Here is a 20,613-nt window from a genome sequence, read left to right as displayed (position 1 = left end):
AAATTTTAAGTTGAGGTGAACATATTGAAACGCATGCTTGCATTTATTAGCGCGTTAGTCGTCTTTCTTGGGGTTGCCTTCTTCATGACTGGTAATGCTAAAAAAACGGCTAACACTAAAAAGGTCCCCACAGTTGGGATTCTTCAATTACAGACCCATCCAGCCTTGGATGCGATCCATCGCGGGGTCATCGCTGGGTTGAAAGAATATGGTTACGTGCCTGGCAAAACGGTGAAAATCGATTATCAAAATGCCCAAGGTGACCAAAGTAATCTTAAAACGATGAGTCAAAAATTCATTAATGAAGATGCCGACGAAGTTGTCGGTATCGCTACCCCAGCCGCCCAATCGTTAGTTTCAGCTGCTGGTAAAAGTACCCCGGTCATTCTCGCCGGAATCACCGACCCATCCGGCAGTGGTTTAATTAAAAGCGATGCCCATCCTGGCGCGAATGTAACTGGGACTTCCGGCGAGTCGCCATTGAAATCGCATCTTGATTTAATGCGCGAATTGGTGCCAAACACCAAAACAGTCGGCATTATCTACACGACCTCCGATCACGGTGGCGAATACAATGCTAAAAAGTTTGCTAAAATTTGTAAACAAGAAGGTGTGGCTTACAAAATGTATACCATTGCCAACACCAATGATATGCAAACGGTCGCTGAAAAAATGGCTTCCGAAGTCGACGCCGTCTATGCGCCACAAGATAACGGGGTTGCGAGCGCTATGAAGACGTTGGTTTCCGTCACGAATAAAGCGAAAGTCCCAGTGATTCCGGCCGTTGATACGATGGTCAAAGCTGGTGGCTTAGCAACACTCTCTGTCGATCAGTATCAATTAGGTAAATTATCTGGTGAAATGGCAGCTAAAGTCTTGAAAGGCCGTAAAACGTCTGACTACGCCATCAAGGTCATCACCAAAGGTAAAATGACCCTTAATTTATCGGCAGCCAAAAAGCTTGGTATTACTTTCCCAGCCAGTGTCCTTAAAGAAGCCAAAACGAAAGGGGTCGTTTATCAATGAGTATGATTGTCTCTAGTATTGGACAAGGCCTCTTATGGGCTTCACTTGGCGTCGCTTTATTCCTCACGTTTAGAATTCTAGATTTTGCCGACATGACCGTTGAAGGCACGTTCCCACTCGGTGCGGCAGTTGCAGTCACTGCAATTTCAAATGGGATGAACCCCTACTTGGCTTCCGGCCTAGCTTTCATCGCTGGCGCCTTAGCTGGCCTGATTACAGCGCTCCTGTATACCAAAGGCAAGGTCCCGATTCTGTTAGCCGGAATCTTAGTGATGACGGCTTGTTCTTCCATTAACTTACGTGTCATGGGCGGCAGTTCTAACGTCTCCCTGCTTGGAAAAACCACGATTTTCTCCGGCGACTTTTTGAAATCATTACCAAAATACTTCGATAGCGTCTTTGTCGGCTTAGTTGTGATCATCATTATTACCGTGCTATTAATTATCTTCTTACAAACGAATCTCGGCCAAGCTTTCATCGTGACTGGTGATAACCGCGTCATGGCCCGTTCCATCGGGATCAATACTGATAACATGACAATTATGGGCCTAATGGTCTCAAACGGCATTATCGGCCTCGGTGGCGCCCTGATTGCCCAAAATAACGGTTATGCCGATGTCAGCATGGGGATTGGGATCATCGTCATTGCCTTGGCCTCCATCATTATTGGCGAAGTCGTCTTTGGTGAATTGACTTTGAACCAACGTTTAGTGGCCGTCACACTCGGCAGTGTCATTTATCAGTTCGTGCGTCTACTTGTTTTACAACTCGGTTTCAATACCAACGATATGAACCTCTTATCCGCCTTGATTTTGGCAATTTGCTTGATGTTGCCGCGGTTAAGTAAGGCCTTACATTTAACTCACGTGATCAAGAAAGGAGTGGCCAAATATGACGCAGAATGAGACACCATTACTAGCTTTAAAAAATATCGTCACTAAGGTGAATGTGGGCACACCCAACGAAGTGTCGATCTTGCAAGGGTTAAATTTAGACGTGTATGATGGCGACTTCATCACCGTTCTCGGCTCAAACGGGGCTGGTAAATCGACCCTTTTCAACACGATTGGCGGCGGTTTACCGGTCGACAGTGGCAGCATTCAGTTAAACGGTAAAGACATTACCCATTTGTCAGTGGAAAAACGTACCGCTTTCTTAGCACGCGTCTTCCAAGACCCCAAAATGGGCACCGCACCGCGGATGACGGTCGCCGAAAACTTATTACTTGCGATGCACCGTGGCAAGCGACGCACGTTGAAGCTACGCGGTTTGAAACAACAACTGCCTCACTTTAAAGCAATTACTGCCACCATGAAAAACGGCCTAGAAACTCGCTTAAACACCGCCACCGAAAACTTATCCGGTGGGCAACGGCAAGCCTTGAGTTTCTTAATGGCGACCGAGCAGCGGCCAGATGTCCTCCTTTTGGACGAACACACCGCTGCCCTCGACCCCAAGACCTCAGCCGAATTGATGCATCAAACGAATGAACATGTTACTCAAGAAAAATTGACTTGTTTAATGATTACCCATCATTTAGACGACGCCTTAACTTATGGCAATCGCTTGATCGTCCTCGACCAAGGGAAAATCAAATTTGATGTCCGTGGGGAGGCCAAAGCCGCCCTGACGAAAGAAAAATTGCTCAGTTTCTTTGATACAATCGAATAACGAGTTTTAAGCGATAAGATTAAAGGCTGAAGACTAAAGAAGTCATCAGCCAACGAAAGCTAGTTGGTCATTGTCGCTTCCGGTTGTTGTGGATAACATGCGGACGAGGGACCGGGACAAGCCTCAGAAACGTCTTGTCCCTCGCCTGGAAGCCTTGCACAAATCGCAAGGCTCCCAGACGGTCCGTGGTGTAAGACCGGAAAAACACCGGTCAAACGCCACCCACACGTCCGATGCGATCCACAACAACTACAGCTAGCCAACTGTTTTAAGTGATTAGTCAGTTATTTAAGTACCGGAGCTGGTGTGCTTGGTCAACTAATCTTGCGGGGCAATTCAAAAACGTGGTTCGTCGGCTTAAAATTGCCGTGCCAGACCGCACTTTGGCTGGTACCGTCCCCCCATAGGACACCAATTCTGGCTGACGGAGTGATGAGGATTCCAAGTCATTTTAAACACAGCAACGCTGGTATTACTGGCCTCACGAACGTTTTCGTCCCCTCAACCTTTAGCGATAAAATAAAAACCTGTTCAAAATCTCACACGGATTTTGAACAGGTTTTTTATTGAAAAATTAGCGCACTTAAATTGGCTTTGACTCGTAAGTATTAATTAATCCTTGCGTTCCTTGATCACCAAGGCCTTTGACATCGACCATCACTTCATAGAGCCGCTTAGCCTGCGCGGTTGCTACGAGGTCTAAGCCCATCGCATCCGCCTCACTCAACGCAATTCGTAAATCCTTTAAGAAATGCCGCGCAAAGAAACCGGGCGTGTAGTCACCCTTTAAGATTCGTGGCACATAATTATCCATACTCCAATTGTCTGCCCCGCCACTGGATAGCGTGCTCAGTACCTTTTGCGGATCGAGCCCAGCGGCCTTAGTATAAAGTAACATTTCCGTTAACCCAGTCATGGTACCGGCAATCATAATTTGATTCGCCATCTTCGCATGTTGACCAGTACCGGCAGGACCAAAGTGATTGACTTGATGTCCAATCACCTTGAATAATGGCTGCATTGCGTCATAAGTGGCGTCATCCCCACCAACCATAATGGTTAAGCTGGCCTTTTTAGCGCCAATATCCCCACCGGAAACTGGCGCGTCTAAAGCATGAAAGCCATGAGCGGCCGCATAATCAGCAATTTTAGCAGCCAACTTGGGCTGACTAGTTGTCATATCGATCACAGTTTTGCCCGGCTTTAAACTAGCGAAGATGCCATTTTCACCAAAATAAACTTGTTCAACATCCGCCGGAAAGCCGACCATCGTCAACACGACATCGCTTTGCCGTGCCACTTCAGCAGGATTTTCTGCCCAAGTCGCACCGGCCGCAATCAATGCGTCCGCCTTACTTTTAGTCCGATTATAAACGGTCATCGCATAACCGGCCGCCATCAAATTTTTAGCGATGGCGGCGCCCATGACACCCGTCCCAATAAATCCAAGTTGCATCCTAATCACCTTTCTTTGACTCATCAACTGACTGCTGACGTCGCCGCCAAAAGTGAACAGCCAATGTGAGTACAAACGCCGCAATAACGATCAAACCAAACGCCGTAGCCGGAATATCCCAGCCAATCACGGGAATTGACACGAAAAGTTTCAAGGCGATAATCACGATTAAGCAATACGCCATCGTTTCCAACTCTGGAATCTTGCGCATTAACCGCATAATTACTTCGGCAATCCCCCGCATGCAAGCAATCCCAATCATCCCACCAATTAAAACGATAACCGGATTGTTGGAAATCGCCAACGAAGCTAAAACCGAATCAATAGAGAAAATAATATCCATCATTTCAATTTGAATGACGACCGACCAAAATTGACTCAGCCCCATAAAGCGATGCTGTTGATGTGGTTTGCCAGTTTGCGCCGGCTTTTTCGTAAAGAAACGGTAAACTAAATAAAATAAGTAACCGGCACCCAGTACCTTAATCTCCCAAAAACTAATTAAGTACGTGCCAATGCCGATAATCAGAAAACGAAACAGATACGCGCCCCATAAACCATAGAATAATGATTTTTCACGATCTTGTAAATTGTCCAAACTTTGCGTCTGCGCCGCCAGTACCACCGCATTATCGACCGACAATAAACACTCGATAATCGCCAACGACAAGATGATCAACCAGTCATTAGCCGAGGTGAAGACTTGGCCCCAGTTCGCCGCGCTGAAGAATGGCCCATACAGTTGCTCGATAAAATGTAACACGCATAAACCTCTTTCCAAATCAGTCTAATCCTACTCTTTTAGTATACCCGTTCTCATCGGATTTTTAATGACTCAAGATTAATTTTCGCACATTAGAGCATATTTAAACACAAAGCTTGGGTACGATTAGTTAACTCTCGTACCCACGATCATCGTTTCTTTATTGATTAGCAAAGCTATTGGTTAGACTCTACGTCATTTGACCGGTGTAACTGTCCAACGTCACAGCGCCTGCTAGCACGCGCTACTAGACCAATTAACGCCACGACAAAAAAACGATTCTTTTCAAAATCGTCTTTTCATTCCACCTTATCACTCAACATTACCATGAGTAACAATTAAATCAGGCTATATTAATAAATAAACCACTGTCGCAATAACGCGTAACAAAAACGCCCACCAGCTAATTGAACAGACCGACTGGTACCACTGCTTAATTAAACTCGCACTTTTGACGACAGGTTGATAGATTGTCGTTAATAATTCCAAATAACTTATCCCCAATTTGACATCATGTCTTTTTAGATGACTGTTTCCAGTATTGTACATAAAAGTAATTGCACGATGACTAAAATTTATCATGCCAATATTACCTTGTCAAATGGCCTCTTTTCGGCAAAACTGATTTAATTAATCCCACGAAAAAAAGCGATTTTTCCTTAAAATCGCCCATTTATCATATTAACTAAACAAAACTGTCGTTGATCCAGTAATACTAGCATTGATTGCGTCCGAAACGAACTCAGGCCGCTCAACCGTCAGTCAGAATCTAAAAACGGTGAATTAGCTGTAGGTTGTTGTTGATGGCATCGGCCGTGTGGGTGGCGTTTGACCGGCGTTTTTCCGGTCTTACACCACGGACCGTCCGGAAGACTTGCGGTTTGTGCAAGGCTTCCGGGCGAGGGGCAAGACGTTTCTCAGACTTGGCCCGGTCCCTCGGCCGCATGTTATCAACAACAACCGGAAGCGGCAATCGCTGATTATCTTTCATTACACAGTGAGCTGAGCCAGTAATTTACGACCCTTGGAACCCAGTCTCTAACGCTAATGCCTAGCCGACTTCGCTTGATAGGCGGCAATCAACTTCCGCAAGTCCTGACCATCCGCAGCTGTCCCAATCGTCATTCGTAACCAGCCGTCCCGCAACCCAGTTCGTAAACTGTAACCATGGTGCAATAGCGCATCCGCTAAAGCAGTCGCTTCAGGATAAGCAAAGAAAATAAAGTTTGCGTCACTCTGATCATAGCGAATACCCTGCTGGTCAAAAAACGTCGACCAGGCCTGACGTTCGGCCGCATTCTTCATCACAGTCTGCCGCACAAATGACGTATCTTTAACCGCGGCTAGCGCGGCCACCTGCGTAATCGCGTTCACGTTGTAAGGCAATCGAACGGCTTGCATCGTGGGAGCATAAGCTTTCGAGAAGATCCCATAACCAATTCGAAAATTAGCTAGGCCATACGCCTTTGAAAAGGTTCGCATCACGACCACATTGTCGTATTTAGCTGGCAGTTGCATCGCCGTTAGCGTTGCGGCATTTTTCGCAAAATCAATGTACGCTTCATCAATGAGTACCATGGTCGTTGCCGGCACTTGCTGAATGAACCACTCGATTTTAGCTAACGGTTCGCTCGTCCCCGTTGGATTATTAGGATTACATAGCCACACCATTTTCACCGCGGGAGTGATGGCTGCCAGCAAGCCGTCAAAATCAACTTGATCATTGGGCAAGGTTGGCACTGACACGAGTTTGGCGCCCTCAATCTCGGCATGCAAGGCATATTCAGAAAAGGTTGGCGCTGACACCAGTACTTGGTCACCGGCTGATAAAAAGGTCCGTGAAACCATCGCAATCATTTCATCCAATCCGACGCTAAAAACTAATTGATCCGGATCAACTGACTGTTGCTGGGCCACCGCTTGTCTCAAGGCAGTGGCGTCACCATCGGGATAACGATTACTTTCATTAAAGTCCCAAGCTTTCACCGCTTCGGCAACTTTTGGGGATGTGCCGTAAGGATTTTCATTTGCCGACAACCGGACTAGTCGCGCAATGCCAAGCTCCTGTTGCAGCGTGGCGAGTGGCTTTTCTGGCACATATGGTTGTAATTGACGCACACTTTCCTTCATATATACTACCCCCCTACAAATTTTTGATTTCAGGCCGATCCTTAAAGTCGCTCATCTTGCCTTCTCGTTTTGCCAATTCTGCCTTGATTTGATCAAAACTAACACCTCGTTCAACGAGTAAGACTAAAACGTGATAAAACAAGTCCGCCGTTTCATAGACCAATTGGCCATCATCGGGATTTTTAGCCGCTACCACGACCTCGGTAGACTCTTCACCGACCTTCTTTAAAATCTTGTCCAACCCTTCGGTGAATAAGTAATCCGTGTATGAGCCTTTTTTCGGATTTTTTTGCCGTGCAGCGATCAATTGATATAGTTCTTCCATATTTTGCATACTCAAATTCCTCTCTCTATAAAACTGGCTTAAAGAAACAACTTGTGTGACCGGTATGACAGGCCGGTCCATGTGGTTTAACTGCAATTAATAAGGTGTCGTTATCACAATCGAGCGTGATGTGCACCACATCTTGCAAGTTGCCACTAGTGGCCCCCTTATGCCATAGTTCTTGACGCGATCGTGACCAGAACCATGTCTGGCCCGTTGCCAGCGTGCGCTGATAACTTTCAGCGTTCATCCACGCCACCATCAACACCGCTTTAGTCGTCGCATCTGTCACGACCGTTGTGACTAACCCCTGTCCTTTTTCAAAATCCGGTTGTTCAGTCATCGCACCACGACTCCTTTCGCACGTAACACCGCTTTTACTTGCCCAATCGTTAACTCACCATAATGAAACACTGACGCAGCTAACGCGCCATCGACCGGCGACTGCTTGAAGACATCTACAAAGTCAGTTAACTGCCCCGCACCACCCGACGCAATGATTGGCACAGACACTGCTGCGCCTAATTGTTGGTATAGAGCTAAATCAAAGCCAACTTTGGTCCCATCGCGATCCATACTCGTGACCAGCAACTCACCAGCACCCAAAGCAACGGCTTGTTTGGCCCACGTAATCGCGTCTAAAGCCGTAGCTTGCTGACCGCCATGCGTATACACGCGGTATTGCTGGGATTGGGCATCCCAGGCCGCATCAATGGCGACCACGATACACTGGTTACCAAACTTTTCCGCCCCAGCTTGAATCAATTCTGGCTGGGCAACGGCCGACGAGTTAATGGCAATTTTATCCGCACCCGCCTTTAATAATCGTTGCATATCAGCCACACTACTAATGCCACCGCCAATCGTCAATGGCATAAAAACTTGCGCAGAAACTTGCTCGACCAAATCAGCCATCGTCTTGCGGTGTTCGTTTGTCGCTGAAATATCTAAGAAAACTAATTCATCCGCACCTTGTTCCTGGTACGCCGCAGCAATGGCAACCGGATCACCGACATCCGTCAAATTGACGAAGTTAACCCCTTTTTTCACACGGCCATCCGCGACATCCAAACATGGAATCAATCGTTTCGCTAACATGCATCCACCCCCGCGAGTTCGTCTAAGGTGACGGTCCCTTCATATAAAGCTTTCCCGATAATGGCGTCACGAATTCCCAGTGCTTGTAACGCTTGAACATCTGCCAAATCGCGAATGCCCCCACTAGCAACCAAATTTGCAGCTGGTAACTTAGCGTGGAGTTGTGCTAATAAATCAAGGTTTGGCCCCTGCATCGTGCCATCACGGGCGACATCCGTCACGATAAAGTTTTTGGCGCCGCTCATCATCATTTGCGCAATCAACGTGCTCATCTTAATTTGGGACTGTTCAAGCCAACCGTTGATCGCCACTTGTCCGTTTTGACCATCCACCCCGATTACGATTCGATCGCCGCCAAAGTCTTGTAACAAACGGCGAACAAGTGCTGGATCCGTCAAGGCTGCCGACCCTAAAATCAAGCGGTCCACACCCAACTCCAAATAACGCTGCGCCAAGTCATAACTACGAATCCCACCACCTAATTCCAAGACACCGTCGAACGCCTGTCGGATCGCCGTCACTGTGGCAAGATTTTCTGGCTGACCAGACTTGGCACCGTCGAGATCAACAAGGTGTAACTGCTGCAAGCCCGCCGCGTTGATCTGCTGCGCTTGTACGACCGGATCAGCATTGATTAAAGTCGTTTGCGCATAATCACCCTGGTATAGCCGAACGCTCTGGCCCGCTTTTAAATCAATTGCTGGAAAAATCATTTGCCATCACCATTTCCTTAAAAGTTGCTAACTGTGCCAACCCGACTTGCCCACTTTTTTCCGGATGAAATTGCATGCCAATCACATTCTGACGTTGCACGATGCTCGGCACAGTCACGCCATGTTGAACACTGGCAACAATCTGGTCAGTTGGGCTCACCGCATAATACGAGTGCACAAAATACGTATACTCATGATCAATACTGGCAAAGGGACTGGCTGGCTGTTGGAATTGATTCTCATTCCACCCCATCTGTGGCACCTTTACACCTAGATTTGTTGGGATGTCAGTCACGTGACCCTGTAATAGCCCCAAACCCGCGTGGTCACCGTATTCAGTACTACTTTCAAACAACAACTGCATGCCTAAACAAATGCCTAGCATGGGTTTGCCATTTCGTCCTAATGCTTGTAAGACCGGCACCAACTGACGCTCAGTTAGGGCCTGCATGGCAGCTGCAAACGCGCCAACACCTGGCAGGATCACTGCATCGGCAGCCGCTAATTGCACTGGATCAGCGGTCAGTTGCGTGGGCACTTGCAAATAGTCGAACGCTTTTTGCAAGTTACGCGTATTGCCCGTATCATAATCCACGATTGCAAACATCTAAATCACACCCTTAGTCGAGTTCACCCCGATAATGTCTGGATTGACCGTCACAGCCGCACGCATCGCTCGCCCAAACGCTTTAAATAGACTTTCCACCTTGTGATGGGTATTACGACCGTATAAAATTCGTGCGTGTAGATTCATTTCCGCCGCAAACGCGACGGCTTGGAAGAAATCCTCAACTGTTTCCGTATCTAACCCGCCTAACCGTGGATTAGTCAATTCTGCGTCAAATACCAAGTATGACCGGCCACTCAAATCCACGCTGACTTGCCCTAACGTTTCATCCATCGGGACAAATTCGGTCCCATACCGTTCGATACCGACTTTGTCACCGAGGGCCTTTTTAAAGCACTCCCCCAAAACGATGCCGGTATCTTCAGTCGTGTGATGTGGATCGACGTCCAAATCGCCATGCGCCTTGACGACTAAGCCAAAGCGACCGTGCTTGGCAAATAAGGTCAACATGTGGTTGAGGAACCCAATGCCCGTATCAATTTCAATGCCACTCTGTTCATCTAAGTTCAAACTAATCTCAATCTGTGTTTCTTTCGTGTCTCGTTTAATTGTTGCTTGTCGCATTTGCAAACCCTCCTAGTCGTAATACGTGTCAAAACGTGATTCGATTGCGCGCGCATGTCCCTCTAAGCCTTCAACACGCGCCAAAGTCGTAATTGCTTTGGCCTCTTTCGCTAAGGCCGGCTTGGTGTACTGGATGAACGAGGTCCGTTTGACGAAATCGTAAACGCCCAATGGTGATGAGAACCGTGCCGTCCCACTCGTTGGCAAAATGTGATTAGGTCCGGCCACATAATCGCCCAAGGGTTCACTGGCGTAACGCCCTAGAAAAACTGAACCGGCATTCTTAATCAGATTCAAGTATTGGGTGGCATCTGCCAATTGGACTTCCAAATGTTCTGGGGCAACCGTGTTCATCAAGTCGAACATGTCTTCAACCTTAGGAACGACGGCAATAAAGCCTTTATTGGCCACTGACGCACTCGCAATCTCAGTCCGTGGCAACACCTTTAATTGGGAAGTCACATTTTCACTCACGGCAGTCGCCAGCTTGGGACTGTCCGTAATCAAAATTGGACGGGCCAACTTGTCGTGTTCCGCTTGGCTCAGCAAATCCGCCGCCAATTGGCGTGGATCAGCACTCTCATCCGCGATAATCCCAATTTCAGATGGTCCTGCCACCATATCGATTGCTACTTGCCCAAAAACTTGTTTCTTCGCGGTGGCAACGAACACATTCCCTGGACCAATAATCTTATCGACCTGAGGAATTGATTCGGTCCCATATGCCAGCGCAGCGATGGCTTGCGCGCCACCCACTTGATAGATGGCGTCCACGCCGGCAATCTTCGCAGCGGCCAAAACGGCGGGATTAATGCCATTCGGTTGAGGTGGGGTTACCATGATGACTTCGTTAACGCCGGCAATTTTAGCGGGTAACGCACTCATCAAGAGCGTCGAAGGATACGCTGCGGTGCCACCTGGCACGTATAGGCCGACCCGGTTCAATGGTAATAATTTTTGCCCGCGCAACACGCCCGGTTGTTCGGCATCAATAAATCCAGTGGCCTTTTCTTTTTCATGGAAACTGGTAATGTTGCGCTTTGCCAGGAGTAACGCAGCCTTCACGTCTGGATCTAATTGATCATAGGCGGCATCAATACTGGCTTGATCGAGTTTGAATTGATCAATCGTCACATTGTCAAATTGCTGTTCGTAAGCCCGTAATGCGCTGTCCCCGTTCTCAATCACGTCGGCAATAATTTTTTGTACCGCCACGACGACTTTCGGATCCGTTAACTGTTGAGTCTTGGTTTGAACTAACTTTTTTAAACTGGCTAAATCTTCATTAATAATTTTCATTTAATCTGCTCCTTTGGTGTCGTCGCATTAACGACGGCTGCTAACCGATCAACCAAGTCATAAATCGCGGCTTGTTGCTGCTTCAACGCTAAACGATTCACGACGAGCCGTGTCGAGACTGGCTGTAAATAATCATAAATTTGTAAGTGATTCTCACGCAACGTCGTCCCAGTCTCCGTAATATCGACGATGGCATCTGCCAAGCCGGTCAACGGTGCTAGCTCAACTGAACCTTCGATCTTGATGATCTCAACATCTTGTCCCAACTGATCGAAGTAACGTTTCGTAATCAAGGGATATTTGGTCCCAATAATTTTTCGTTGCGGCGCATCGGGATCGAAGTCGGCCGTCGACGCGAGAATAAATTGGCAACGACCCACGCCTAAATCCAACAACTCATATTGCGTACTGCGGTGTTCGACCAAGATGTCACTCCCCACGATGCCAATGTCCGCGGCCCCTCGCTCTAAAAATGTCGTGACATCGGGGCCTTTTGCCAAAATAAACTCATAGGGTTGCGTCGGCGAGTCAAAAATCAAGCGCCGCTGCTTGTGGCGGATCAAATCGCAATCGATCCCTGCCTGTTCTAGGAGCGGTAAGACCTGTTGTTCCACGCGCCCTTTCGTTAATGCAATTTTCAAACGTGCTTCAGTCATCGTAGTCACCTTCCGTCAAATCAATCAAATTAGCGCCCAATTGTAATGCTTCCGCCTGTGCGGCTACTAAGTCCGGCGCCAAGCTCAGTTGCGCTCGTGGCGTCTTGGCAAGTAAGGCTTCGGCTTGCGGCCATTGTTCCGGCTCAAAATAAATCAACTGCGTTGGGGTCGTCGTTACCGGCGATAAAGCTAAGGCCGTTAAGAGATCTACATCTAAACCCATCCCGACCGCTGGTTCATTTTTCGCTTGGAAATTCGCTAGCAACTGATCATAACGACCGCCGCTAAATAGATAACCTGCGCCCGCCTGCGAATACCCCCGAAATGTCAGCCCAGTATAATATTTCTGCGGTGCTTGACTACTCAGGTCCACCGACACGGCTTGCTCCGGCATCGTTTTCCCCATCCACGCCACGACGGTCTGTAATCGTTGCAACGCCGGTCGGACGCTCGCTGGTAGTGGTGCCGCCCGCAACTGCTTAAAAATCGTTTCCGGTTGACCAAACAATCGTGGCCAGTTTTGTAAGAATTCGAATAATGGGTTTTCACGATAGCTGTCAATTAATGCGGCATAATCCGGAATTTGTTTATTGAACAATGCCTGTTTGATTGCGGCCTGACGATTAGTGTCAGCCGTCAAGCTAGCCACGACTTGCTGGGCAAATTGTGCATCGCCCAGTTCGATTTCCACGGCATCATCGATCAACTCCGAACTCAACTGATTGGCAATCGTCAAACACTCCAGCTCCGCCTTGATTGACGGATAACCGATCAGCTCAACACCAGCTTGCGTCATTTGATTGTATGACCCTGACAAACGACGACTCACTCGGAAAATGTCCCCCACGTAGCCAAACTTTTGTGGTAATGGCACCTTGGTCGCACTCAGGAAGCGGGCAATCGGTAACGTCATATCGGGACGCAAGACTAAGGTCTGTCCTTCGGGATCCAATAACCGATAATACTGATAATTGCCCATTTGATAAGGCGTAAAGACTGCCTGATTTTCCAGCAATGGCGTGGCAATGGCTGCCAACCCTCGCTGCTTGAAATGGGCTTGGATCACCGAGATTAATTGTTGTTTGGTCGTCGCACGCCGTCCAAATTCATCGCGCGTCCCTAATGGTAATAGATTGTTTAACATTGCCAACGCCTCCTTGTTATTTCTTAACTAATCGTTTTGTTTATAGCCGAAACGTGTTTGCTCGGGCAGCGGTTTCCGCTTGCTACGCTAGTCACAAAATGCTAAAACCGCATTGTATGACTAGCTAAGCTTTTCCTTTACTTATGGTCGAAACGTGTTCGCTCAGCCTGCGTCGGCCGCTTAGCTACGCCACTAGCACGATGCCAAAACCGCATCATACTAGTGGCTAGGCTATGCTCGGAAGCAACCCGGCTTCGTTCACACTCTACAAAAAAAGCGCCCTCCGCAGAACTTATCTGCTAAAAGGACGTTTACACGTGGTACCACCTAATTTCGTTGCCAGCTCACACTGGTAACCTCTGGTTGACTCGAAGTCAACTTGGATAACGAAACCATTCGGCTAAGGCTAATCAGTCAGGTTCACCTTAGCAGTTCATAGATGTGTGTTCATTAGGACTGTCTGCTTGGTTCTCAGCTTTCCAAGCTCTCTGGATGAGGAAATCCTAATTACTTTTTCTAATCACAACCGTTTATTAAAATTTGATTAGTTGTTTAATTTAAAACTCATTCTAGTGATTACAACTGGCTTTGTCAACCATTAATTAATTTTTTAATTAAATGTTGCCCGCGGCCCACACTGAGAATATCATGAGCATCCGACCCATAAACCAGCGGAATGGCTAACTTTTGCGCCCGTTTTAAAATTTGATCACCAGGGTAAAAATCGTTACAAAAAGGTTTATACAAACCGGCCAAATTTAAATCTAATTCCCGTTTTTGTGCCTTGATCTGATTCAGAATTTGATCAACCAGTTGCAAATTTGTCTCATCTAACGGCGCCGTCAAACCAAAGTAATCTTGGTACTTCCGGACTAAGCTCATGTGACCAATCCGTTGTGGGGCGTACGGTCCCAGGTCGGCCTGCACTGAAGCTAAGACGGTTTGATAATAGTGTGCAAAGACCCGTTGTGGCTCACTTAGCCAGGCGCCGAATCCTGTTTCAAAGTCAGCCGTGCCATTGTCAACACACCAAAAGTGCTGGTCCCGACCACGCATAAAATGAACGGACAAGATACTCTCCTGAGTCTGTGGCCCATACGTTGTCATGAAATCGCGCGTCCACGCCACTTGATCCGGGAGAAAATCAACTTCAAATCCAATTGAGATCTTAATCTGGCTGGCATACTTTTGTTGTAATTTGCGCGCTAATGCCAGATATTCCGGGACTTGTGCCATGGTCAAAGAGGCCTCCGAAAAGCCTGTCGGATTGCCGGCATATTCTGATTTAAACGTTGGCGGCAGTGGCGCATGTTCAGTGATACAATATTTCTGTAGCCCTAATTGAATCGCACGTTGGATCATTTTTTCGGTACTTTCACCAGAACCATGCGGACAAAGTTCAGTATGGGTGTGACCATCCATCAACATTTTCTCATCTTCTTCTAATTTTTTCGTCTATTTAACCATATCCACACTCAAATAGCAACTCGCTGTCAACACAACAGTTAGCTTATCTGCCATCAATTTAGTTATATTTTTCCAAAAGAAAGGCTTTAATCGGCCTTTGAGCCTGATTATTCGGTACAATAGCCCTAATCACTCAGCAGGGGGCCGCTACATGCACACAATTATTAGTAAACTTTATCAGTTAGCACTTTCCAGTCACATCGTTAGTGCCCTACTTGAACCTGTTCATATTATTATTCTGGCCTTACCGTTCATGACATTTTTAGTCGCCATGTTAGTGCTGACGGTTCAGTTGCAAACAAAGAAGACCCTAACCGAACGCAATATCATTGGGACCTATTCATTCATTTGGTATTTGGCCGCAGCCTACTTGTTAATCATTCTGCCGCTACCGACCCGTAGCACCGTCGCCAATCTCACTTCGGCCGAGTACAATCTACAGCCATTTTTATTTTTAACAGAATTTAAGCAGCTGACCCCATTTCAAGCGGATGATCCGAGTACTTGGCTCGCGGCCCTCAAATCAGAGAGTTTCTTCCAACCGTTTTTCAACGTCCTCTTTTTCATGCCAATCGGTGCTTATTTAAAGTGGCGTCACCACTGGCCACTTTGGTTGATCACATTGACAAGTTTTACGATTTCCTTATTCTTCGAAACGACGCAACTGACTGGGCTATACGGCTATTATGCCCGCGCCTATCGGATGTTTGACGTGGATGATTTGATGATGAATACGCTCGGCGGCATGATTGGCGCCTGGGCCTTGATCGTTATTCCACGACGCTGGCGAGAAACAGACCACTCCACCGCCCTCACCCAAGCTTCGCATCCGATCAATTGGCAGCGAATTGGTGCCTTACTCATCGATTGGGGACTCATCGCCGCATTTGATGTGTGTTATTTTGTCCTCGTTAAACATTTTGATTGGCCACTGACCCGTGATCCACGCTGGTTGTACTTACTCGATATTGGGCTATTTTTCTGGTTGCCTGCCCGTCTCACGCACGGCAAAACACTCGGTGGTTGGCTCACTAATAGCCGACTCATCAGTACAACTGGTCAAACGGTCACTGGCTGGCAATTGGCCATTCACTACGGCGGCCTCTATTTAGTCAGCTTACCGTTACTTTTTTTGGACCTCTGGCTCTTTAACCAACTCGGCGATATGCCAAGTGCGTCATTAAACCGCCTCGATGTTTATTTGGTCATCGTTTCGTTAACGTTACTCATTATCAGTTATGATTTAATCCTGACGTTCTTTAGTCGCCAACACCAACTATGGTGTGAGCGTTTAAGCCAGACGACCGTTGACTAAAACTGACTTTGCGTTAGGCCTTAAATCATGTTAAATTGAAAGTAAATTAAAACTTTGGAAGTTATAAAAATGATAAAAGTACAAGCCTTAAGCGACGACTTTCGCTGGGTCGCCGTCAACAACTATACTGACAACGACTATAACCAACTCGTGAACGAAGAAGGCGTCACCGATGAAATGCTCGGTTACGCGACCGACCAACACGAACGGGGCCGTTTGGAGTATGACGACAAAAGTGCTATCACGACGATTATTTTTGACGTCGTGACCCGCAATGATGGCGAAGGAACCTACACCGCCCAAGTCAGTTTTATGCTCGTCGACCGAACCCTATTGACTTTCACGACCGACCATACGGACTACGTTGAAGACATGCTCGCCGACGTGATTGATGCCGATTGGGAAAAAGTCCAACATCCTTTCGATTATATTTTTGATGTCTTATACAAATTATCACGCCAATATTTTCAAGCTATCAACGCCATTAACAAGCAACGCCAAGATATCCAATTAAAAATGCGCAAACAGATTCAACGTTCCGTTATTTTGCAACTGATGGAATTAGAAACCACCTTGGTCTACTTTTTAACGTCACTGAAAACAAATAACGATTTATTACAACAACTGAAACGTTTTGGCCCCATCAAGTTTTCTGCCCGCCAAAAAGAGCGCCTCGACGATATTATTGTCGAAGCGCAACAAGGGTTGGAAATGGCAAATATCGCCTCAGATATTATTGGCCGGGTCTCCAATGCCTACTCAAATATTTTGGACAACTCTTTAAACAACACCATGTGGTTGTTAACGATTTTCTCGATTGTCTTGACGATGCCCAATATCGTCTTCGGCTTTTTCGGTCAAAACGTTGATCTGCCCTTTATGAAAAACCCATTTGGTTGGGAAATCACGGTGGTCATCGCCATCGCGCTCTGTGCCCTGACCGTGTGGCTGCTCCGTCGTAATTCGTTCCGAAAATAATTTTTTGAAAGCTGGTTTTAACATGCCAAGTCGAATTAAAGTGACCGATACTGCCGATTACATTAGTAAAGCGGCTCCTGAAGCACAACCAATCTTGCAACAGCTTGCTGACTTGATTCAAACTGAACTGCCCGCCGCTGAGCCTAAAATTAAATGGAATTTGCCTTTCTGGAATTTAGGAAAACAATACGTCAGTGTGGCCGGTTACAAAGCTCACGTGAGTTTGAGCTTATCTGAAGATTTAACAGATGAGCTCCTAGCCACTGCCAAAGCACAAGGTTATGCCACTGGTCAAAAACGACTCAATGTTGGCTTAGACCAAGCTGTTCCCGTGCCGTTGGTCAAAGCAGTGCTGGGATTATTAAAATAATCATGACAAAAAAAGTTCCGCGAACTCAATGACGAGTTCCCGGAACTTTTTGCTAATCATAATTGTGTTTAGAGATGTAATAAGCCTAACTTGTCCAAGTGTTCTGCAATCTGAACAGAGTTCCAAGCAGCACCCTTTAACATGTTATCGGAAACATCCCACATCTGGAAGGCTTGTGGTGTTTCTTGGTCTGGACGAATCCGACCAACGAACGTATCACGTGACCCTTCAGCGTTATGCGCTTGTGGATAGATCTGATGGTCAGGATCATCTTGTAAAACGATCCCAGGTGCAGCGGCTAAAGCATCTTGAATACCTTTGACCGTTGCTTTAGGATCTTCGACTTCGAAGTAAACAGATTCGGAGTGACTAACTGGCACTGGAATCCGAACACAGGTCGCCGTTACTTTGATATCTTGACTATCCATATCACCGCCACACATGATCTTTTTAGTTTCATGGATCATTTTCCATTCTTCATGGGTGTAGCCGTCTTCTTCAAAGACATCAATTTGTGGAAGGGCATTGAACGCAATCGGATAATGCTTCTTGTCACCTGAGACTGGTAAGATATGTGCTTCCATCTCTTTACCATCCAAGTAAGCTTGCGTTTCGTCACGCAATTCCTTTAAAGCCCGATTACCGGCACCACTCACCGCCTGATACGTTGAAACGATGACCCGCTTCAACCCAAAGGCCTTGCGGATTGGTTCCAAAGCAACGACCATTTGAATCGTCGAGCAATTTGGATTGGCAATAATCCCATGATGTTGATACAGCGCATCTTCGTTAACTTCTGGAACGACCAATGGAATCTTGGGGTCCATTCGGAAAGCACTTGTATTGTCAACGACCACCGCACCACGTTTAACGGCTTCAGGGGCGAATTTCTTTGAAACGGAACCACCAGCTGAGAACAAGGCTAAATCAATGCCTTCAAACGATTCAGGGACCGTTTCTTCAACCGTCAATTCTTGACCATTAAATTTAAGTTGCTTCCCTGCTGACCGACTTGACGCTAATAGTTTCACCGAGTTAACTGGCAAACTAGTTTGTTCCACCATTTTGATCATGCGGGCGCCAACTGCACCAGTAGCACCGACGATCGCGACGTTATATCCACTCACAATGAAGACCTCGCTTTGATAGTTATTGAAACTTTATTATAGCACAATTTTAATAATTAGAAACAAATGAGATTATTTAGTTGTCAATGAAAACGGTGTCTTCAATTTAATAGCTGTAACTGATTGCAAAAGCGGGTAAAAGAGTGCATGATAAAGCCGAGGTGATGGGATGGCTTTGGCCAAAGGAAAACGTATCTTCGCAAATTTCAATCATATTATCGACACTTTGGAAACCGACTCTGCCAAACTAGTTTCGACTAGCTATCATCAGCTGGCGACTAAAGGAATTGTTCCTCATGATTTTTCCAATCAACACAAGTCAGAGGAGACTTTGACGATGATGACTGGCATTGACGAATTGGAACAACTATACGCGCAACTCAAGCGCACTGACTAAAAAAATCAACCAGCTTAAGCTGCAATTTGGCTAGCTATCAACTATAGTAATTGTCTTCAATACTAAAAATAGCCTCACCAAAAGGGACCCTTGTCTGGGTCTCCTTTTTTATACTCAGGGCACTTATCGATCACCCTAAATAACCGCCAATAAGCGTATACTGAAGTTAGTAAACTTACCGAAAGGATCCTGACGATGTGCACCAGTTTAACTTATACAAATAGAACTGACCAACATTTTTTTGCCCGCACCATGGACTTCCCAACGACGACCCCTTGGCGGCCAAGCTTTCTCCCCCGCCAACAGCACTGGACAACTGGACTAAATGACGAACGGGTCACACAACAAGCCATCTTAGGTGGCGGTCGCCTACCGATCGGAATCGATAATTTTCTAATGGCCGATGGCATAAATGAAAGCGGTATCAGTTGTGCCGAGCTGTATTTGCCACATGCCGTTCACTACGAACCTGCTGCGCAAGCTGGGCAACTCAATCTCACACCGCAAGACTTCATCAATTGGGTTCTGGGTGAACACACTAGTTTGGACGCTGTTAGCCACGACCTGCCACGTGTTCGTCTGGTCAACCAAACTTGGCACGACGAGCCTTACGTTTATCCATTTCACTGGGTTCTCAGTGATCAGACTGGGCAAACCTTAGTCATCGAACCGACTGGTGGGCCTTTAACCGCGCAAGTCAATCCCAGTGGCGTTTTGACGAATACCCCAGTTCTTGAGAAACATTTTGAAAATCTCAATCGGTTACTCGGTGTCAACGGTGCAACCATCAACGTGGACACCAAAAAAGCTGCCCAACACTGGCTGCAGTCAGCCCAACCGTTACCCACTGGCTCAATTCCGACCAACCGTTTCAATCACATGGCCATTCGCCGTTTAGGGACACCCAAGCTGTCGACTGAGCAAACAATTCCGACTTTGTTCACTTGGCTAAATGAGGTCCGCCTTCCCTATGATCCAGCGAAACGACACCAAATTAGTCACAATTACACTCACTATCGCAGCGTGATTGACTTAGATCGGCACCAATATTATTTTCGACCGCGGACAACCGAACGGCTACAAGTCATTCCGCTCACGACCGAGATGGCCCAACAATGGCAGACACCAGTCGTCTTTTCAGCGGATTAGCTTAAGCTGCCCACTATATAGAAAGATGGTTGTTTAGCTTCAGTGGCGTCGGCCAGAAACGACATATCATGGAGAGACACCCTCGAGGGACAACATTCCAAGTCGGTATTCGAATTGATCAGTGATAATTCGCATGAGTCTACTTTTGGACATAACTAATATCAGTATTACTGGCTTCACGTCAGTTTTGGGTCTTCTAACCATTAGCGGATTAAACTAAAGTGTTGAAAAATTTTGTAACCGCCATAAACAATCAGATGATTATTCTGAAAAACTTCGATGGTGTACTTTATAACGGCTATTTAACGATTCTACTCAAAAAGGACGTAAAACCAGA

22 protein-coding genes and 1 other annotated feature are annotated in these 20,613 nt (G+C 46.7%); of the genes, 8 read left to right on the top strand and 14 right to left on the bottom strand.

Annotated features, from left to right (window positions below):
- The first annotated feature begins 21 nt into the window (after positions 1-21).
- From trpX to FFM70_RS03810, 3 genes are read left to right on the top strand one after another with little or no spacing between them, the layout of a single operon-like run.
- On the top strand, positions 22-1,026 hold the full coding sequence (gene trpX, locus FFM70_RS03820) for a tryptophan ABC transporter substrate-binding protein (RefSeq protein WP_307722487.1): 1,005 nt from the start codon (positions 22-24) through the stop codon (positions 1,024-1,026).
- Entirely contained in the window at positions 1,023-1,931 is a 909-nt protein-coding gene (locus tag FFM70_RS03815; RefSeq protein WP_137615527.1) for an ABC transporter permease, read from the top strand. Before trpX ends, FFM70_RS03815 begins: the two co-directional genes overlap by 4 nt.
- Positions 1,918-2,697, top strand: coding sequence for an ABC transporter ATP-binding protein (locus FFM70_RS03810; RefSeq protein ID WP_137615526.1), 780 nt, complete (start codon positions 1,918-1,920; stop codon positions 2,695-2,697). The genes FFM70_RS03815 and FFM70_RS03810 overlap by 14 nt, the downstream gene beginning before the upstream one ends.
- 583 nt (positions 2,698-3,280) lie before the next feature.
- On the opposite strand, the gene FFM70_RS03805 is transcribed toward FFM70_RS03810, so the two are convergent.
- From FFM70_RS03805 to hisJ, 13 genes are all read right to left on the bottom strand, one after another.
- Positions 3,281-4,177 (bottom strand): NAD(P)-dependent oxidoreductase, encoded by an 897-nt coding sequence (locus tag FFM70_RS03805; protein WP_137615525.1) that lies wholly within the window; start codon positions 4,175-4,177, stop codon positions 3,281-3,283.
- Positions 4,155-4,916: a TerC family protein gene (locus FFM70_RS03800; RefSeq protein ID WP_137615524.1), complete on the bottom strand. Its 762-nt coding sequence runs from the start codon at positions 4,914-4,916 to the stop codon at positions 4,155-4,157. Before FFM70_RS03800 ends, FFM70_RS03805 begins: the two co-directional genes overlap by 23 nt.
- A 1,044-nt stretch (positions 4,917-5,960) precedes the next feature.
- Positions 5,961-7,046, bottom strand: coding sequence for a histidinol-phosphate transaminase (gene hisC, locus FFM70_RS03795; RefSeq protein WP_137615523.1), 1,086 nt, complete (start codon positions 7,044-7,046; stop codon positions 5,961-5,963).
- A 13-nt stretch (positions 7,047-7,059) separates the two neighbouring features.
- On the bottom strand, positions 7,060-7,380 hold the full coding sequence (gene hisE, locus FFM70_RS03790; protein ID WP_137615522.1) for a phosphoribosyl-ATP diphosphatase: 321 nt from the start codon (positions 7,378-7,380) through the stop codon (positions 7,060-7,062).
- Between the two features lie 16 nt (positions 7,381-7,396).
- Positions 7,397-7,714, bottom strand: coding sequence for a phosphoribosyl-AMP cyclohydrolase (gene hisI / locus FFM70_RS03785; RefSeq protein ID WP_137615521.1), 318 nt, complete (start codon positions 7,712-7,714; stop codon positions 7,397-7,399).
- A complete protein-coding gene (hisF, locus tag FFM70_RS03780; protein ID WP_137615520.1) occupies positions 7,711-8,469 on the bottom strand; it encodes an imidazole glycerol phosphate synthase subunit HisF in 759 nt (252 codons plus the stop codon). Before hisF ends, hisI begins: the two co-directional genes overlap by 4 nt.
- Entirely contained in the window at positions 8,463-9,182 is a 720-nt protein-coding gene (gene hisA / locus FFM70_RS03775; protein WP_137615519.1) for a 1-(5-phosphoribosyl)-5-[(5-phosphoribosylamino)methylideneamino]imidazole-4-carboxamide isomerase, read from the bottom strand. The genes hisF and hisA overlap by 7 nt, the downstream gene beginning before the upstream one ends.
- Positions 9,163-9,789 (bottom strand): imidazole glycerol phosphate synthase subunit HisH, encoded by a 627-nt coding sequence (gene hisH / locus FFM70_RS03770; RefSeq protein ID WP_137615518.1) that lies wholly within the window; start codon positions 9,787-9,789, stop codon positions 9,163-9,165. The genes hisA and hisH overlap by 20 nt, the downstream gene beginning before the upstream one ends.
- A complete protein-coding gene (hisB, locus tag FFM70_RS03765) occupies positions 9,790-10,374 on the bottom strand; it encodes an imidazoleglycerol-phosphate dehydratase HisB (RefSeq protein WP_137615517.1) in 585 nt (194 codons plus the stop codon). It abuts the gene before it with no gap.
- A 12-nt stretch (positions 10,375-10,386) separates the two neighbouring features.
- On the bottom strand, positions 10,387-11,673 hold the full coding sequence (gene hisD, locus FFM70_RS03760) for a histidinol dehydrogenase (protein ID WP_137615516.1): 1,287 nt from the start codon (positions 11,671-11,673) through the stop codon (positions 10,387-10,389).
- Positions 11,670-12,329, bottom strand: a complete 660-nt coding sequence (gene hisG / locus FFM70_RS03755) for an ATP phosphoribosyltransferase (RefSeq protein ID WP_137615515.1) — start codon at positions 12,327-12,329, stop codon at positions 11,670-11,672. Before hisG ends, hisD begins: the two co-directional genes overlap by 4 nt.
- Positions 12,322-13,473 (bottom strand): ATP phosphoribosyltransferase regulatory subunit, encoded by a 1,152-nt coding sequence (locus tag FFM70_RS03750; protein WP_137615514.1) that lies wholly within the window; start codon positions 13,471-13,473, stop codon positions 12,322-12,324. The genes hisG and FFM70_RS03750 overlap by 8 nt, the downstream gene beginning before the upstream one ends.
- 300 nt (positions 13,474-13,773) lie before the next feature.
- Positions 13,774-14,006, bottom strand: a binding site (T-box leader).
- 58 nt (positions 14,007-14,064) lie between these two features.
- Positions 14,065-14,901 (bottom strand): histidinol-phosphatase HisJ, encoded by an 837-nt coding sequence (hisJ, locus tag FFM70_RS03745; protein WP_137615513.1) that lies wholly within the window; start codon positions 14,899-14,901, stop codon positions 14,065-14,067.
- 190 nt (positions 14,902-15,091) lie between these two features.
- Here hisJ and FFM70_RS03740 point away from each other — a divergent pair, with 190 nt between their 5' ends.
- The 3 genes from FFM70_RS03740 (at position 15,092) to FFM70_RS03730 (ending at position 17,603) form a co-directional block, all read left to right on the top strand.
- Positions 15,092-16,255 carry a VanZ family protein gene (locus tag FFM70_RS03740; RefSeq protein ID WP_137615512.1) on the top strand — a complete coding sequence of 388 codons (1,164 nt, stop codon included), beginning with the start codon at positions 15,092-15,094 and terminating at the stop codon, positions 16,253-16,255.
- A gap of 69 nt (positions 16,256-16,324) precedes the next feature.
- Positions 16,325-17,233, top strand: coding sequence for a magnesium transporter CorA family protein (locus tag FFM70_RS03735; protein ID WP_137615511.1), 909 nt, complete (start codon positions 16,325-16,327; stop codon positions 17,231-17,233).
- A 22-nt stretch (positions 17,234-17,255) separates the two neighbouring features.
- The gene (locus FFM70_RS03730) at positions 17,256-17,603 is read left to right on the top strand and encodes a DUF1801 domain-containing protein (protein WP_137615510.1); all 348 of its coding nucleotides are present in this window, start codon (positions 17,256-17,258) and stop codon (positions 17,601-17,603) included.
- Positions 17,604-17,671: 68 nt separating this feature from the next.
- Here the strand turns inward: FFM70_RS03730 and FFM70_RS03725 are convergent, their stop codons facing one another.
- Entirely contained in the window at positions 17,672-18,730 is a 1,059-nt protein-coding gene (locus tag FFM70_RS03725; RefSeq protein WP_137615509.1) for an aspartate-semialdehyde dehydrogenase, read from the bottom strand.
- 169 nt (positions 18,731-18,899) lie between these two features.
- Between FFM70_RS03725 and FFM70_RS03720 the strand changes: the two genes are divergently transcribed.
- A complete protein-coding gene (locus FFM70_RS03720; RefSeq protein ID WP_137615508.1) occupies positions 18,900-19,127 on the top strand; it encodes a hypothetical protein in 228 nt (75 codons plus the stop codon).
- A 195-nt stretch (positions 19,128-19,322) separates the two neighbouring features.
- Positions 19,323-20,276: a linear amide C-N hydrolase gene (locus FFM70_RS03715; RefSeq protein ID WP_137615507.1), complete on the top strand. Its 954-nt coding sequence runs from the start codon at positions 19,323-19,325 to the stop codon at positions 20,274-20,276.
- The last annotated feature ends 337 nt before the right edge of the window (positions 20,277-20,613 follow it).

Source organism: Lactiplantibacillus nangangensis (assembly GCF_005405065.1).
Classification (GTDB): Bacteria; Bacillota; Bacilli; order Lactobacillales; family Lactobacillaceae; genus Lactiplantibacillus; species Lactiplantibacillus nangangensis.
Note: the sequence above shows the minus strand (reverse complement) of the source record. Positions and strands in the feature narration are given on the sequence as shown.